Genomic DNA, 14962 nt, shown 5'->3' with positions numbered 1-14962 from the left:
TGTCAAAAGTTTTCTCCTTTTATTTATTTAAATTAGATATTTTATTTTGCCATCTTAAATCAGCGCCAACAAATTTAATCATTTTGAATTTATCAAAAATACGTGAAAAAATTCTTTGAGAATAAAGTTCACCAAGTTGTGCAGGATTAAGATTAGTAGAAATAATAGTTTTTTTCCCATTTAATAAACGAGTATTTAGAATTATGAATAATTCACTAATAGTAAATGAATTAGTAAGCTCCGTACCTAAATCATCTATTATTAGAAGGTCACATTCAAATAAATTTTCATAATCATCTCTTGATAAATGATGATCTGAATTTCTAAATTTATATTCCTCTATGATTTCAAACATTTTAAAGGCCGTTTGATATATCACTAAATATCCTTTATCAAGAAGTTCCTTGGCAATATAGCTAGACATAAATGTTTTGCCAAGTCCTGTATCTCCATAGAACAATAAGTTTTTATCATTATCCTTGTCAAAATCATAAATAAACTCATCACAATCAGATAATATTAGTTGCATGTTTTGTCTAGGAGAAACACCAGTGCTAGGATCGACTTCTTCTGAAAAAATACTGTCATCATATGTACACTGATTTTGTTTATCCAACATTCTAGATAAATTAGACATCTTGTAAGACTCATTAATAATTGCTTGTTTTAAACAATTGCATTTCTTGCCGTTTGAAAGAAATCCTCTATCTTTACACATACTACATTCGTATTGAATATCAAGATACCCCTTAGGAACATTACAACTATCTAATAAGGTTTGTTTTTGGCTAGTTAAAGCCTGGATTTTTTCCTTTGCTTCTAATATGAGAATTTCCTTATTTGATGGATTTTTAAGAACAAGTTTCATCATATCTAATCCAACTTTGCTAATTTCATCTTCTATTTGTTTAACTTTAGGAATTTGTTTATAAACATCACTTTTCCTTTGTTCTAGTAGTCTATCTGCTTTATCTCTTTTTCTCTCGTAACTAGTAAGAATATCTCTTAATTTTGATTCCTGCATTTAACCACCTACCTATTAAAATTTACCCTTTTGACTTTCTTTTAGAAGTTTTTCTAATTCCTCAGGGCTGTAGTTTCTAAATGTTTCGTTGATATTATGGAATCTTGTTTTAACTTTAGGAATAGAGTTATTACTTGAAGTTGTATTTTTTCGATGTTGTTTTTTTTGATTAAATTCCTCTTCTAATTTTTCTATATCATCTAAAGTTTTAACATTATTCTTTTTATATCTTTCAATTATACCATTTATATAAGATATAGAAGGATTCGGTGTATTTTTGGACTTGCTACAAGCTTCTAGTATAACTTCTATATCCATATTGTACTTATCAATCCATGTATCCATAATTCTTTTTTCTTCTGATCCAGGATTTCTATTAAAACCAAGTGATTTAAAAATAAGCCTATGAATATCATAACGCTTCTTATCTTCTATTACATTATTTTCAATATCTTCAATAGTATAAAGCCCTAAGTCGTACCAGTTCCTAAGTATACCCTCAATATAATTTAGATTCTTAGGTGTACCATTATTTTTTTGCTTTGAAATTTCATAAGCATAAACAATAACATTAGGATTAACATTAAATTTTTCTCTAATGTCTAGTATCCTTAATTTTTCTGAAGGATCAAGAAATCTTCCTATTATACGATTTATACTATTAAACATTTTAGTTATGCTTGGATTATGTCCAGCAGAAACTATTCTATCACTATTAGATTTAATAGAAGGTGTATTAATTTGTAGATTTTCAACATAGAGCCTTTTTAAATCTAAAAATTCAATTGAATAATCAAAAGCATCCGGACTATCGTTTTTGTGCATTTTTACTATGTTTTGCTTCTCCCAGAATTTCCATGCATTAATAACATCTGACAAGGGAATTTCTAAAATTCTAGCAATAGAACTGTTATCAAATTTAGGATCTGGAATTGAAGAACACACTTGTCTATACGCCAAAAGATATACCTTTGTGTATAATCCATCACCCATAGGCATATATATATCTATGAAGATATTTGGGATGGTTGTCTCACCAAAATCTATATCATTTTCTTCTTTATAAAAAAACATATAATCACCTCAGCTTCAATTATAACATAAAAGCTATTACAAATTTATATTGGAAGTTTTAAAAAAAATATTTATTAAAAAGGAGGTATAAATTGGTTATTAAATTCGATAAAAAGAGAAGGAGATTATTTGTTGTAATCTTAGCTCTTCTAATCATTATAGGGGGAAGTATACGCACATTTATACTTACTAATCAAAGAGAAACTTTTACACTTAAAGATGAAAAAAACAAAAACGAATATACTATAGATGTAATATATGATGATGAAACTAATCGTATTTTATGCAACGAAACTTTAGTTTATATAAATAATACGAAAACTACACTAGATAAAATTTACCTACATATTTATCCAAATGCTTTTTGCCAAGAAGAATCAACTCCTTTTGAAGACTCAGAAATGAGCAGAGCTTATCCAAATGGATTTAACGAAGGATATATAGATCTTAAAAATGTATTAAGTGAGAAGGAAAAATTAAAGTATGAAGTAACAGGAGATAAAAATGATATTCTAGAGGTCAAATTAGATAAATTATTAAAAGCTGGTGAAGTAGTAAAAATAGACTTAAAATATAATGTAAAATTACCTAATTGCCTTGGAAGATTTGGTTATGGTGACAATACAGTAAATGTAACAAACTGGTTTCCTATAGCATGTGTTTATGATGATAAAGGATGGAATCTAAAAAGTTATGAAACTGTAGGAGATCCATTTTATAGTGATACTAGCAATTTTAAAGTGCAAATATTAGCCCCATCAAAATATAAGTTAGCAACTACAGGAAAAGTAGCAGAAAAGAAAACAGACAATGAGAAAATACTATACACCATAGATGGTAAGATGGTTAGAGATTTTGCTTTTATTTTAAGTGACAAATTTATAGTTAATAAGGCTAATTATAAGGATATTGTGATAAATACATATAATTTAAATGAGGATATGAGTAAAGAAGCTTTGGACATATCTAAGTCATCCATAGAGATTTTTAGCAATTTATTTGGTGACTATCCATATGATACATATTCAGTAGTAGCTAGTGACTTCTTTATTGGAGGAATGGAATATCCTATGTTATCTATGATAGATGAAGGTCTATACAATAGAGAAAATAAATTTTTATTAGAGTATGTAATAGCTCATGAAACTGCCCATCAATGGTGGTACAGTGTTATAGGAAATGATGAGATTAATGAACCTTGGCTAGATGAAGCATTGACGGAATATTCAACTATACTTTATTTTGAACAAAAGTATGGAAAAGAAACAGGAGACAAATTGATAAAAACTATGGAAGTTCAAACGAGAAACTATAAAACAGCTGATATATTCAAAGCTACAACAGATTATAAAGATTCATCAGAATATAGTCTAAGCGTTTACACAAAAGGAGCAGTAGTTTTCAATGAAATAAGAAAAGAAGTTGGAGATGAAGTATTTTTTAATACTTTAAAAGAATACTATAATACATATAAATTTAAAAATGTAAATGGACCTCAATTTGTTGATCTTTGGAAGAGTAAAGGTGTGGATATTGAAAAAATTATAAAGGAATGTAAATAAAATTTTTGCCAGAGCATTGAAAAATAATTTAATGCTCTGTTTTTTTGGTATAATATAATTTATGAGAAAAAGAGAAAAGAGGTGCACCATGTTAAAGTATTGTTCTATAGGAAGTGGAAGTAGTGGAAATTGTCACTTTGTTAGTTACAAGGATACCAATATATTAATAGATGCAGGCCTTAGTGGTAAAAGAATAATGACAGGCTTAAATGAGATAAATGCTGATATAGAAAAAATAAAGGGCATATTTATAACACATGAGCATTCTGACCATATAAAAGGAGCAGGAATATTATCGAGAAAATTGGACATACCTATTTTTGCAAATGTAAAAACATGGTGTGCCATGAAAGATAAATTAGGAAACATAAAAGAAGACAATATGAAAGTATTTGAAAATGATAAAACATACAGTATAGGGGATTTAGGAATTAAGCCTTTTTCCATACCACACGATTCAAGTGATGCAGTAGGATATAATTTACTTTCAGAACAAGAAAAAATGTCAATTGCTACGGATATAGGATGTGTAACAGACAACATTAGACAAAATTTATATGACTCAAAACTTGTAGTGTTAGAATCTAATTATGATCCAAATATGTTAATGATGGGAAGCTATACGTATAGTTTAAAAAGAAGGGTAATGTCTGATTGTGGACATTTATCAAACGAAGAAGCAGCTAAGTTTTGTGTAGATTTAATTAATAATAATGCACAATCTATATTATTAGCTCATTTAAGTAAGGAAAATAATTTTCCAGACTTGGCCTTTGCTACGTCTAAGAATGTACTATCGAATAATGACATGATAATAGGACAAGATTTAAATTTAGAAGTTTTATCAAGGGATAAAGTTTCAAAGGTTTTTGAACTGTAAAATTTACTTCGTTCATATCGCTAAGGATATATCTTTTAGTCGCGTGTCTGCCAATTATTTTGCTATTGATTCAGATACATCCGTTGTTTAAAAGATAAAGTTAATAAGAGGAGAAAAATATGCGTATCAGTATAGTTTGTGTAGGAAAAATAAAAGAAAAATATTTAAAATTGGGAATAGATGAATTTTCAAAAAGATTATCTAAATATTGCAAGTTAGAAGTAATAGAACTAGATGATGAGAAAGCTCCTGAAAATTTAAGCGATAAAGAAATGCTTATGATTAAAGATAAAGAAGGAAAGAAGATACTAAGTAAAATAAAGGATAATGCTCATGTTATAGCTCTTGCTATAGATGGAAAGAACTTATCATCTGAAGAATTGGCAGATACAATTGATAATTTAGGTGTTAGAGGAACTAGTCATATAGTATTTGTTATAGGTGGGTCTTTAGGACTTTCTGATGAAGTTTTAAGAAGAGCTAATTATAAGTTGTCTTTCTCCAAGATGACATTTCCTCATCAGCTTATGAGATTAATATTATTGGAGCAAATTTACAGAGCTTATAGAATAAATAATGGAGAACCGTACCACAAGTAAAAAATAATAACTTAATAAACGAAATTAACTATATTAATACTCCATAACATTTTTAGTTAAGGAATATTTTTCATTAAAAATAATATTCATTTTTTAAGATGTATTAACTTAATTGTACTTGCTGCAAAAGTGTAATATAATAAGTAGATAGTTATTAAGTTGTAAATAATATGTAAGGATGTGTTGAAATGAATATGCAAAAATACGATAAAGATAATCCAAAACTAGTCAACTCTATGGTATGTGCTATAGATATATTAGGATTTTCACAAATGATATCAGATTCTTGTAGAGATGGATATGGAAATCAGTTATTAAAAGATATCAACTACCTTATAAATAAGAACAAGCAATGTGTAGTCCCAAATAAATATAGTCAAGGAAATATAAAAATATATACTGATAATATGATTATTGGATATCCTATAAAAGATGATGGAGAAGCTGAATTAAATGAAATACTAGATAATGTATCGGAATATCAATTTAATCTATCACTAGAAGGCCTTTTTGTTAGAGGTGGTGTAAGTGTAGGTGATTTTTACATAAATGAGGACATTGTATTTGGACCAGCTCTTTTAGATGCTCATAATACAGAAAGTAAACTGGCATGCTATCCAAGAATTATATTAGATGATAAAACTGTAAAAAGATTAAAAAAATACATAAATTATTATGATGTAGCACCTCAATATAATAAAATACTTATAGATAGTGATGGACAATGGTTTTTAAATTATTTAAATACCATATTTAAATATTATAGAGAGTGTAACAATAAATATGAATTTGAAAGAATACAACTAGAACTACTACTTAGACATAAGGTTAAAATTGAAGAAATGCTAGAGATTAATAAAAAAAATATAAGAGTATGGGATAAATATGTTTGGACAGCTAATTATCACAATTATTTTTGTGACTTAAATTTCCCAAATGAAAAACAGTTAAAAATATCAAGAAAAAGTCTACTTTCATGGCCAAGCCAGGTTTTAAGTGATGATTTATAAAATTATAAACCTTAATAATAAATATTTGAAAATTAACATATTAGGGATGTGAAACTGAGAACCATATCACTTATTTGTGATATGGTTCTTGTTTTAATATAATATTAAAAGTCATAACCATATAAAAATACATCCAATTTATTATTTACATAATTAAAGTTTACTTCTTTTTCATTTAATTTTTTGAAATTTTGACTGTCATAAAATCCATAGTTGCATCTACTATCTGTAAACAGATATAAAGACTTTACATCCATACTATTCATATAATCAGATAAATACTTGACCAAAGTTTTTCCAACGCCAAGGCCTCGAGACTCCTTAGATACAACGAATAACTGAATACACCCTTGGAATTGATCTTCTTTTCCTTTTATAATTTCTTTGTACGTAGCTGGAATTTTTGAAAACTCTTTAAATAAAATTTGATTTTCTTTAATATTCATCAATAATTCAATTGTATTATTGTCAAATTCTAAGGAATCAATTGAATTACTTATACGAGTTTTATCATTTTTCGCACTGCCTAAAATAAAACCAATTACCTTATCATCCTTTTGAGCAACTTTACTAAATGAACTGTCTAAAAGACATTCTTGAAGATATCCGCTTAATACAATATCTAGTAATTGCTTATCTTTAATAAAATCTGAAAAGCCAAATGCTTCTCCAATTAATTTCTTAATAGTTTCATAATCTGATTTAACTATGTTTCTGTATATTATTTTGTTCATATTCATAAAATATCCTTTCATTTAACCTAATTTATATTTCTTATTTAAACAACAAATAGTGTATAATGATGATAATAATATCTCCCCTAAGAGCAGAGTCAACAAAAATTAAAAAATAAAAAGGTAGTGGTAAAATGTCAAAATTATTTTCTATAGGAGAAGTGTCTAAAATTAAAGAAATTACAATAAAAGCTTTAAGATATTATCATAAAATGGGCATTCTTATTCCAAAATATATTGATGAGGACTCAGGATATAGATACTATTCTATAGATCAATTTGTCTATATAGATATTATAAAAGGATGTAGATCACTAGGCACTAGTATAAAAGAGCTTCAAGATATTTTTCAAGAATGTGATACTGATAAATTACTTAAATTTTTAGAAGTAAAGAGAGAAGAAGCTGAAAAAAATATAAAAAAAATGAGCGAAGTAATTGAAAATATTGATATGCTAAAAGAAAGTATAAATTCATCTAAAGAAATACTAAATGAAAATGAAATATCCATTAAATATTTTGAGCCACGCTATATAATTGTTTTACCATGTAAAGAAGCAGGATGTTTAAAGGAATTACTTTATTATTCTGATTTAGAAAAATTGATAATAGAGAAAAAGGTTAAAGTTTCTGTACAAAGAGGAATCATATACAATGTTAACTCTAGTAGAGATGTAGAGGTCAAATATGTATTTAATGGAATTGAAAGAAATGAAAATATAAGAGAAGATGAAAGTATAAAGCTATTGCCTGAAGGTAACTATTTAACTATAGTTTATAATAAGAATAATGAAAAAGAATGTATGAAAAAACTTTACGATTATATAGAAGAAAACAAAATAAAAGTTAATAGAATTATAGAGTTTGACTTATTTAATGATATTTTTAATACGAAGACTTATAGTTCTCAAATTCAGATCTTTTTAAGCGATAATAATGAATTTAAAAAGTAAATTATAAGTAAATAAAAAATAGCATTAACCACAAAAATGGTTAATGCTATTTTCATATATATAAAAGTTATTATTTTTTGAATATACCAAATGGTTTACCAACTGGTAAGAAAGTTCTTCCAAAGTGAGTGTTTAAAACAGCTGCACCACAACCATAGAATGATACTATTGCTATTAATAATTCAGAATAAGCAGCTAACATATGAGTAGCATGTTCCATTATTCCGAATGAGCTTAAAGATAATCCTATAAATAAGAAATCTATAAGAACAAATATAGTGAATAATACTTTATGAGTTTCCATAGCACCTATAGTCATAAATAATGTGAAAATTAAGTATCCTAAGTAAGCAAACCCTAATTGTTTTGTATCACAAGCAGCTGCTAATTCAGGACCAAATACTCCGTTTTGTATTAACCAAGTAAATCCAACTGCATACCAGAAGAATGCGTAAGCACCGAATGCAGTAGCACCAAATGTATTGTTATGTTTGAAATCATTTATACATGCAAATAATTGAGCTGTAGCTCCTAAGAATATAGCCCATGGTAAAACTAAAGATACTCCTGAAGTTAATCCTAATTTTTGAGATGAAGCTACTAATGTTATTATTGCTAATCCAAAAAGTCCTAATGCTGAAGGGTCAGCAGTTACAACTTTAACTTTTGTTTCATTTGTCATTGTGAAACCTCCTAATAAAAATTCATATTAATGCATTTTGTATACACATACTAATCTATAATACCAAAAATTTTACTTAAGGTATACAAAAAAATTTAAATAGTTAATAATTGGTGTAACTTAGATATATCAATGCTTAGGATATCGTATTCATAACGTGAAAATAATAAAAATATTAAAAAATGTTTAAGATAAAAAAGAAAGGGAATAAATAATAATATAGAAAATGATAACTATTATCAATTAGCTTGTGATCTTTCTAATAAATAAAAATTAAAATAATGTAGGTGGTGACAGTTATGGATTTAATAACTAAAATAAGAAGAAATACAGGTGCTTTACATAGTGCTGCAGAACATTCAGGAATTTTAAAAAGAATAGTAGATGGAGAGGCATTAGTAGATAGTTATGTAGAATACCTATTCAACCTTAGTGCTATGTATAAAGCAATAGAAGAAACTATAGAAAATAATAAGGATAATGAGGTTGTTAAAGAGTTTTCAACACCAGAATTATATAGATATAAATTAATAGAAAAAGATTTGGAATATTTTTCAGATCAAAATCCAAACAAATATGAATTATTAGCCTCAACAGTTGCCTTTGTAGAAAGAATAAAAGAAATAGGCAATACAAATCCGGAACTAATAGTAGCTTATGCATATACTAGATTTATAGCAGATTTGTTTGGCGGAAGAACATTTGTATCTTTGTTAGGCGTTAATTATAAAGTTCCATCAGAAGGGTTAAATTATTATAATTGTGACGGAATAAAAAATATAAGATCTTATGTTATGAACTATGCTACAAAAATAAATAACATAAAATTATCTTCTGAATTAGAAGATAATTTAATAGTAGAAGTAAGCAATGCTTATATATATAATTTAGCAATATCTCAAGAGTTAGAAGCTAAGTTATATATGAATTAGGTAATAGACATTTTAAAGTGTTTTTATATACACCCCCAAACCCTAAAAAGGCTATATCAAAAATGATATAGCCTTTTCTATTTGCAACTATTTAATTTTTTCTTTATCCCAGATAAAGAAGTTATCTGCATTATTTAGAGCACCAAAAAGATTTTTTTTAGAACCAGGCATATGGTTATTTAACTTAGACACAAGCTCTTTTATATTTTGTCTATTAGTCTTTCCATCAACTGGGCAAGGATTTTCTATAATTGGATAATTATAATCCTTAGCCACTTTTTTAGTCATATATTCTTCAACATAAATCATAGGTCTGATTATAGTTAAGTCTTGTCTATCCATATGTGTTTTAGGAGAGAAACAACTTACTCTACCTTCATAAAGAATAGACATTAAGAAAGTCTCTATAGCATCATCTCGGTGATGTCCTAATGCAACTTTGTTGCAACCCAATTTTTTTGCAGTATCGTTAAGGGCACCACGTCTTAAGTTTGCACATAATGAGCAAGGGTTTTTCTCTTTTCTAATATCAAATACAATTTCTTTTATATCTGTTTGAATTTCATGATAAGGTATAGATAAATCTTTGCATAATTTATGTAAAGGAGAATTATCTACCCCTCCTGGATTTAATGTTATGGCTATTAACTCAAACTTTTCAGGTGAAAATCTTTGGTAGCTTTTCAATATATGAAGTAGTGCTAGACTATCTTTTCCTCCAGATAAACCAATTGCTATTTTGTCATTTTCTTCTATCATGTTAAAATCTTTAATTGCTTGGCGGGTTTTGCTAAGTAATTTTTGCATGTATCTATTCCTCCCAACTATATAAAATGAAAAAATTTTAATTTTTATTAAAGCAACCTAAACATTATAACAAATATGGAAAGCTGTAACAATTATAATATATAGGGAAAATGTCTAGGATAGATATGATATATAGATTAAAATAGAATTATATATTTAAGTGAAAATAAGGAGTTGAGGTTTTGAAGGATCAAATAATAAGAAAAATTTTCAATGGATTTATATATATTCATATACTGCATCATGGCCAAGAAGACTGGTTTTATGGAAGTTGGATGATTGAAGAGTTAAAAGAACATGGATACAATGTAAGTCCAGGAACCTTGTACCCAATATTAAAATCTATGGTAGATGAGGATTATTTAATTAAGGAAGAAAAGAATGTTAATGGTAAAATAAGAAAATACTATAGAAGTACTGAGAAAGGTAGACATTTATTAAAAGAATTGAAACATAATTTAAAAGAATTAGTAGATGAAGTTTTGTAAGAAGAACTAAGGTGTTGGTAATACAATACCTTAGTTCTTTTCCTTGAAAAATTAAATTAAATATGTTAATATCGAATTACGATATCGATATATGATAAATAAGGAGAATTAGGTTTTGAAAATAATAGAATTGAAAGATTTATATTATAAAGATAAAGAAAATGTTATTTTGGACGGAGTTACAATAGATATAAACAAAGGTGATTGCATATCTATTGTGGGTGAATCAGGAAGTGGAAAAAGTACTCTATTGAAAATATGTGCAGACTTAATAGAAGTAAAAGAAGGAAATATTAAATTAAAAGGTAAAGACTACTCCTTTTATGAAGCAACTGATTTAAGGAAAAAAATTAGCTATTCTATCCAAATACCATATTTATTTGGTAAGACGGTTTATGATAATCTAGAGTTTCCTTTTAAAATAAGAAATAAAGAAGTAGATAGTGAAAAAATTATAAGTTTGTTAAAGAGATTTAATTTGGAAGCTGATATATTAAATAAAAATATAAACTTATTATCAGGAGGAGAGAAGCAAAGAATATCTTTTATAAGAAATATAATTTTTACTCCAGAAGTATTATTGTTAGATGAAATAACATCTGCCTTAGACTATGACAATACAAATCTTATACAAGGTTATGTAGAAGAATTAAATAATCAAGGAGTAACGATATTATGGGTTACTCATAGCAAGAAACAAAGTGAAACTATATTTAATAAAAGAGTCACAATATCAAAAGGAAAAATTGAAAAAGTGGAGGAATTTAATTAATGAAAACAGAATCGTTAATTTTGTCGTCAGTATTAATAATGGTTCCTATTATAATTTCATATAAAGAAAAATTAGAATTAAATAGAGATATTATAGTTAGTATGTTAAGAGCAGTAGTTCAATTATTAGCAGTTGGATATATATTAGACGTTATATTTGGACTAGATAAATTAATTTATACAGTCATATTAGTTTTAGTAATGATTATTAATGCGGCAATTAATACAAAGAAAAAAGGATTTACTATAGAAAGTCAAGTTTTAATATCATTTACATCTATTAGTGTGGGAACAATCATAACTTTAGGTATTTTAATTAGTTCAAAAGCTATAGGTTATACACCAAATGAAGTAATACCAGTAGCTGGAATGATAATAAGTAATTCTATGGTTGCAATAGGTTTAAGCTATAGAAATTTGATTAATAATTTCAAAAATAATTCAATAGCAGTTGAAGTTAAGTTATCTTTAGGGGCAAGCATAAAAGAAGCATCTGATGAAATAATTAGAGAAAGTATTAAAATATCAATAATGCCTACAATTGATTCAGCTAAAACTTTAGGAATAGTATCATTACCAGGAATGATGACAGGATTAATATTAGCAGGGGCATCTCCATTAGTCGCAGTTAAGTTTCAAATTATGGTTACGTTTATGATTTTATCGTCGTCATCAATAGCTACTATTATGGCAACATACTTGAGTTATAAAAAATTCTTTAATAAAAGAAAACAACTAAAGCAAATAGTGGCCTAAATAGATTAGAAAATAATTGATATAATATTTAATAAGAATAATGAAATAAATTTAATTATATATTTAGGAGATAAGATGAAAAAAACACTATATGATTATAAAAGGGAAATAGAAAAGCTTCCAATTAAAGATAAATATACAAAAGAGGAGCTATTAACAGACGATTTTCTAATAGATAAAGAAAATAATATAGAAATATATTATGCTCCACATAATGAGTATATAAATCCTAAAGCAAAAATACTAATAGTAGGAATAACTCCAGGGTTTATACAAATGAATACAGCTATAGCTACTGCAAGAAAAGAATTAGAAAACAATAATAATATAAAAGATATACAGTATAAATGCAAAGTAGCAGGGAGATTTAGTGGAAGTTTAAGAAAAAATATTATAGCAATGCTAGACGAAATAAAATTAAATGAAGCACTAAACTTAAAAAGTTGTAGTGAATTATTTGATAAAAAAGATTATTTAATGCATACCGTGTCATTAATACCTTATCCTGTTTTTGTAAAAAAACAAAACTATACAGGACACACTCCAAAATTATTGAAAAGTGACTTTTTAATGAAATATGTTTATGAGAATTTTATAAATGAAATAGATGAACTAGACGACTTTGAAGACATATTAATAATACCACTAGGAAAGGCTGTTGAAGAGGTATTATGCAAATTAAAAGATGAAAAATTTATCAAAGAAAATCAAATTCTTATGGGGTTTCCTCATCCATCAGGAGCAAATGTTAATAGATTAGTTCAATTGGAAGAAAATAAACAAAGTATGATAGATTTTATAAAAAAAACCGTATCTTAAGCTGATACGGTTTTGCTATTTATTTTATCAATATATAAATTATAAGTTAAACCTAATACTACTAAAATTCCACCAATGACTTGATAAAAAGAAATTTTACCTGTAGATAAAGCATCTATAATTATTCCTGTGAAAAGCTGACCAACAAATAATAATAAAGTTAAATAAAAAGATGAAACCTTTGAAGATAAAAAAGATAGCATTGTAACTACAACAACGCCTAAAAGTCCGCCAACATAAACAAACCATGGAGCACTATAAGATGAAGGTGTAAGTAATTTAAAAGTCTCACCACTAATTAATAGTAGTAAAAAAGAGCCAGAAAGACCCAAAATATAATTGAACAATGTACTTTGATACATTCCTATTTTTTCTGATAGAACAAAGTTTACAGATCTAGATAATACGTTTGAAACCCCACATAAAATTGCAAATAATATATATATCATAACTTACCTCCTTATGATAAAGTCATCACATAAATACCAGCAACAATGATGACTAATCCTAAAATTTTCTTTTTATCAAATTCAACTACAGGCATATTAAAGTATCCAAAATGATCGATAATAAGAGATGTTACTAATTGACCTAATAAAGAAAGAGAAACAGTTAATGAAACACCAAGACCCACAAAACTAGCATTAGTAAATAAAACTGTTAGAATACCAATAAGACCGCCTGTAAACATATAAAAAGGTATATCTTTTAAATTGCCTATTTTTGATTTTGTAAAAATAAGAACAAGTATAATTCCGATTAAACCCACAAAATGAATGATAATGCTAGAAGCATAATTTCCAGCAAGATTGCTTACTTGCCCATTTAAAGAAATCATTATTGAAAGTATAATTCCCGTAAAAATTGAAACAAAATAATTCATTATAAATCCCTCCTTATGAATAATATATAAAATAACACAAAAAAATAATAAAAATAATGACATATGTCACCTGTAAATGTAGAATTTTAATTAAGTAAAAAATAAAGGTGGAGTTTAGGTGAAGAAAATAGAAGATTCATTTATAATAGAAAATTACTATAATGAGTTAAATATGCAGAAAATTTTCATAGATGATATGAAAAATCATATGAGATTATTAAAATTTGAGAAAAATGAATATTTGATAAGGGAAGATGAAGACTTAGAATATTTGTTGTTTTTTATACAAGGTAAAGCAAAGGTGTTTAAAACATTGCCTAATGGTAGAAGTTTGCTTCTTGATTTTTATAAACCTTTCAGAGTAATAGGAGATATAGAAATTGTAAAAAATCAAAGTGCAACAGGTACAATTCAAGCTTTAAGTACTTGTTATTGTTTGGCAATACCAATGGAAAAAGCAAGGTTAAAATTAATTAAAGATAATAAATTTTTAAAATTTACTTGCGAAAGTTTAGCAGAAAAGTTGGCTGCCGTTAGTATGAATAGTTCTATTAATTTACTTTATCCATTGGAAAATAGATTGGCTAGTTACATCAATGAATCATTGATTTATGGAGATGATTTATATATTGATTTTGATGAAAATTTAAATAATATAGCTGAACTTTTGGGAAGTAGTTATAGGCACTTACTTAGAACATTCAATACATTATGTAAGAAAGGCGTATTAAAAAGAGAAGGTGGAAGATACAAGATAATGAATAAAACTTTATTAAAAGATTTAGCTGGGGACTTATATCAAGATGCTAAATTTTTATAACTATACTTGGAGAACTAGATAAAAATAAATATAGAAATATAATTAAAAATATTAAATATTTTTGCGTAAAAAAAAGAAGATATATATAAATGTCTTCTTTTTTTGTTAATATAAGATAGTAAATTATAAAAATTGCCACAATAAATGAAATGAATTGGTATAGTTAAA

General features: G+C 26.5%; 18 protein-coding genes. 11 read left to right on the top strand and 7 right to left on the bottom strand.

Going from position 1 to position 14962, the window contains the following annotated elements; all coding sequences use genetic code 11:
• Positions 1-19: 19 nt before the first annotated feature.
• Both TEGL_RS19560 and TEGL_RS19555 read right to left on the bottom strand, forming a co-directional pair.
• Entirely contained in the window at positions 20-1024 is a 1005-nt protein-coding gene (locus tag TEGL_RS19560) for an ATP-binding protein (protein WP_018590098.1), read from the bottom strand.
• A gap of 15 nt (positions 1025-1039) precedes the next feature.
• Complete coding sequence (locus TEGL_RS19555) at positions 1040-2098, bottom strand: DnaD domain protein (RefSeq protein WP_018590099.1); 1059 nt, start codon at positions 2096-2098, stop codon at positions 1040-1042.
• A gap of 92 nt (positions 2099-2190) precedes the next feature.
• Between TEGL_RS19555 and TEGL_RS19550 the strand changes: the two genes are divergently transcribed.
• The 4 genes from TEGL_RS19550 to TEGL_RS19535 all read left to right on the top strand — a co-directional run bounded on the left by TEGL_RS19550 (position 2191) and on the right by TEGL_RS19535 (position 6149).
• Complete coding sequence (locus TEGL_RS19550) at positions 2191-3660, top strand: M1 family metallopeptidase (protein WP_018590100.1); 1470 nt, start codon at positions 2191-2193, stop codon at positions 3658-3660.
• Positions 3661-3748: 88 nt separating this feature from the next.
• Positions 3749-4540, top strand: coding sequence for an MBL fold metallo-hydrolase (locus tag TEGL_RS19545; RefSeq protein ID WP_018590101.1), 792 nt, complete (start codon positions 3749-3751; stop codon positions 4538-4540).
• A 119-nt stretch (positions 4541-4659) separates the two neighbouring features.
• Positions 4660-5139: a 23S rRNA (pseudouridine(1915)-N(3))-methyltransferase RlmH gene (gene rlmH / locus TEGL_RS19540; protein WP_018590102.1), complete on the top strand. Its 480-nt coding sequence runs from the start codon at positions 4660-4662 to the stop codon at positions 5137-5139.
• A 188-nt stretch (positions 5140-5327) separates the two neighbouring features.
• Positions 5328-6149: a hypothetical protein gene (locus TEGL_RS19535; protein WP_018590103.1), complete on the top strand. Its 822-nt coding sequence runs from the start codon at positions 5328-5330 to the stop codon at positions 6147-6149.
• 104 nt (positions 6150-6253) lie between these two features.
• Here TEGL_RS19535 and TEGL_RS19530 read toward each other — a convergent pair whose 3' ends face one another.
• Entirely contained in the window at positions 6254-6883 is a 630-nt protein-coding gene (locus TEGL_RS19530; RefSeq protein ID WP_026255049.1) for a GNAT family N-acetyltransferase, read from the bottom strand.
• A gap of 134 nt (positions 6884-7017) precedes the next feature.
• Between TEGL_RS19530 and TEGL_RS19525 the strand changes: the two genes are divergently transcribed.
• Positions 7018-7836 (top strand): MerR family transcriptional regulator, encoded by an 819-nt coding sequence (locus tag TEGL_RS19525; RefSeq protein WP_018590105.1) that lies wholly within the window; start codon positions 7018-7020, stop codon positions 7834-7836.
• Between the two features lie 70 nt (positions 7837-7906).
• On the opposite strand, the gene TEGL_RS19520 is transcribed toward TEGL_RS19525, so the two are convergent.
• On the bottom strand, positions 7907-8518 hold the full coding sequence (locus TEGL_RS19520) for an acetate uptake transporter (RefSeq protein WP_018590106.1): 612 nt from the start codon (positions 8516-8518) through the stop codon (positions 7907-7909).
• Positions 8519-8817: 299 nt separating this feature from the next.
• Here TEGL_RS19520 and TEGL_RS19515 point away from each other — a divergent pair, with 299 nt between their 5' ends.
• A complete protein-coding gene (locus tag TEGL_RS19515; protein WP_018590107.1) occupies positions 8818-9450 on the top strand; it encodes a heme oxygenase (biliverdin-producing) in 633 nt (210 codons plus the stop codon).
• An 87-nt stretch (positions 9451-9537) separates the two neighbouring features.
• Here the strand turns inward: TEGL_RS19515 and TEGL_RS19510 are convergent, their stop codons facing one another.
• A complete protein-coding gene (locus TEGL_RS19510; RefSeq protein WP_018590108.1) occupies positions 9538-10257 on the bottom strand; it encodes a tRNA 2-thiocytidine(32) synthetase TtcA in 720 nt (239 codons plus the stop codon).
• Positions 10258-10439: 182 nt separating this feature from the next.
• Between TEGL_RS19510 and TEGL_RS19505 the strand changes: the two genes are divergently transcribed.
• The 4 genes from TEGL_RS19505 (at position 10440) to TEGL_RS19490 (ending at position 13091) form a co-directional block, all read left to right on the top strand.
• Entirely contained in the window at positions 10440-10745 is a 306-nt protein-coding gene (locus TEGL_RS19505) for a PadR family transcriptional regulator (protein WP_018590109.1), read from the top strand.
• Positions 10746-10860: 115 nt separating this feature from the next.
• A complete protein-coding gene (locus TEGL_RS19500; RefSeq protein WP_018590110.1) occupies positions 10861-11517 on the top strand; it encodes an ABC transporter ATP-binding protein in 657 nt (218 codons plus the stop codon).
• Positions 11517-12272, top strand: coding sequence for an ABC transporter permease (locus TEGL_RS19495; RefSeq protein WP_018590111.1), 756 nt, complete (start codon positions 11517-11519; stop codon positions 12270-12272). Before TEGL_RS19500 ends, TEGL_RS19495 begins: the two co-directional genes overlap by 1 nt.
• 75 nt (positions 12273-12347) lie before the next feature.
• Entirely contained in the window at positions 12348-13091 is a 744-nt protein-coding gene (locus tag TEGL_RS19490; RefSeq protein WP_018590112.1) for a hypothetical protein, read from the top strand.
• Here the strand turns inward: TEGL_RS19490 and TEGL_RS19485 are convergent.
• Together TEGL_RS19485 and TEGL_RS19480 are read right to left on the bottom strand one after the other, a co-directional pair.
• Positions 13088-13540 (bottom strand): DMT family transporter, encoded by a 453-nt coding sequence (locus TEGL_RS19485; RefSeq protein WP_018590113.1) that lies wholly within the window; start codon positions 13538-13540, stop codon positions 13088-13090. The genes TEGL_RS19490 and TEGL_RS19485 overlap by 4 nt on opposite strands.
• An 11-nt stretch (positions 13541-13551) precedes the next feature.
• On the bottom strand, positions 13552-13974 hold the full coding sequence (locus TEGL_RS19480; RefSeq protein WP_018590114.1) for a DMT family transporter: 423 nt from the start codon (positions 13972-13974) through the stop codon (positions 13552-13554).
• Between the two features lie 118 nt (positions 13975-14092).
• Here TEGL_RS19480 and TEGL_RS19475 point away from each other — a divergent pair, with 118 nt between their 5' ends.
• The gene (locus tag TEGL_RS19475) at positions 14093-14794 is read left to right on the top strand and encodes a cyclic nucleotide-binding domain-containing protein (protein ID WP_018590115.1); all 702 of its coding nucleotides are present in this window, start codon (positions 14093-14095) and stop codon (positions 14792-14794) included.
• Positions 14795-14962 lie beyond the last annotated feature (168 nt).

Source organism: Terrisporobacter glycolicus ATCC 14880 = DSM 1288 (genome assembly GCF_036812735.1).
Taxonomy (GTDB): Bacteria; Bacillota; Clostridia; order Peptostreptococcales; family Peptostreptococcaceae; genus Terrisporobacter; species Terrisporobacter glycolicus.
This window is presented reverse-complemented; position numbering and strand designations above follow the sequence as displayed.

Bases quoted from the DNA above. Each gene is read 5' to 3' on its own strand.
- TEGL_RS19535 (WP_018590103.1), top strand. From the start codon at position 5,328: ATGAATATGCAAAAATACGATAAAGATAATCCAAAACTAGTCAACTCT.
- TEGL_RS19495 (WP_018590111.1), top strand. From the start codon at position 11,517: ATGAAAACAGAATCGTTAATTTTGTCGTCAGTATTAATAATGGTTCCT.
- TEGL_RS19545 (WP_018590101.1), top strand. From the start codon at position 3,749: ATGTTAAAGTATTGTTCTATAGGAAGTGGAAGTAGTGGAAATTGTCAC.
- TEGL_RS19490 (WP_018590112.1), top strand. From the start codon at position 12,348: ATGAAAAAAACACTATATGATTATAAAAGGGAAATAGAAAAGCTTCCA.
- TEGL_RS19515 (WP_018590107.1), top strand. From the start codon at position 8,818: ATGGATTTAATAACTAAAATAAGAAGAAATACAGGTGCTTTACATAGT.
- TEGL_RS19520 (WP_018590106.1), bottom strand. From the start codon at position 8,518: ATGACAAATGAAACAAAAGTTAAAGTTGTAACTGCTGACCCTTCAGCA.
- TEGL_RS19560 (WP_018590098.1), bottom strand. From the start codon at position 1,024: ATGCAGGAATCAAAATTAAGAGATATTCTTACTAGTTACGAGAGAAAA.
- TEGL_RS19525 (WP_018590105.1), top strand. From the start codon at position 7,018: ATGTCAAAATTATTTTCTATAGGAGAAGTGTCTAAAATTAAAGAAATT.
- TEGL_RS19530 (WP_026255049.1), bottom strand. From the start codon at position 6,883: ATGAACAAAATAATATACAGAAACATAGTTAAATCAGATTATGAAACT.
- TEGL_RS19480 (WP_018590114.1), bottom strand. From the start codon at position 13,974: ATGAATTATTTTGTTTCAATTTTTACGGGAATTATACTTTCAATAATG.
- rlmH (WP_018590102.1), top strand. From the start codon at position 4,660: ATGCGTATCAGTATAGTTTGTGTAGGAAAAATAAAAGAAAAATATTTA.
- TEGL_RS19485 (WP_018590113.1), bottom strand. From the start codon at position 13,540: ATGATATATATATTATTTGCAATTTTATGTGGGGTTTCAAACGTATTA.
- TEGL_RS19510 (WP_018590108.1), bottom strand. From the start codon at position 10,257: ATGCAAAAATTACTTAGCAAAACCCGCCAAGCAATTAAAGATTTTAAC.
- TEGL_RS19555 (WP_018590099.1), bottom strand. From the start codon at position 2,098: ATGTTTTTTTATAAAGAAGAAAATGATATAGATTTTGGTGAGACAACC.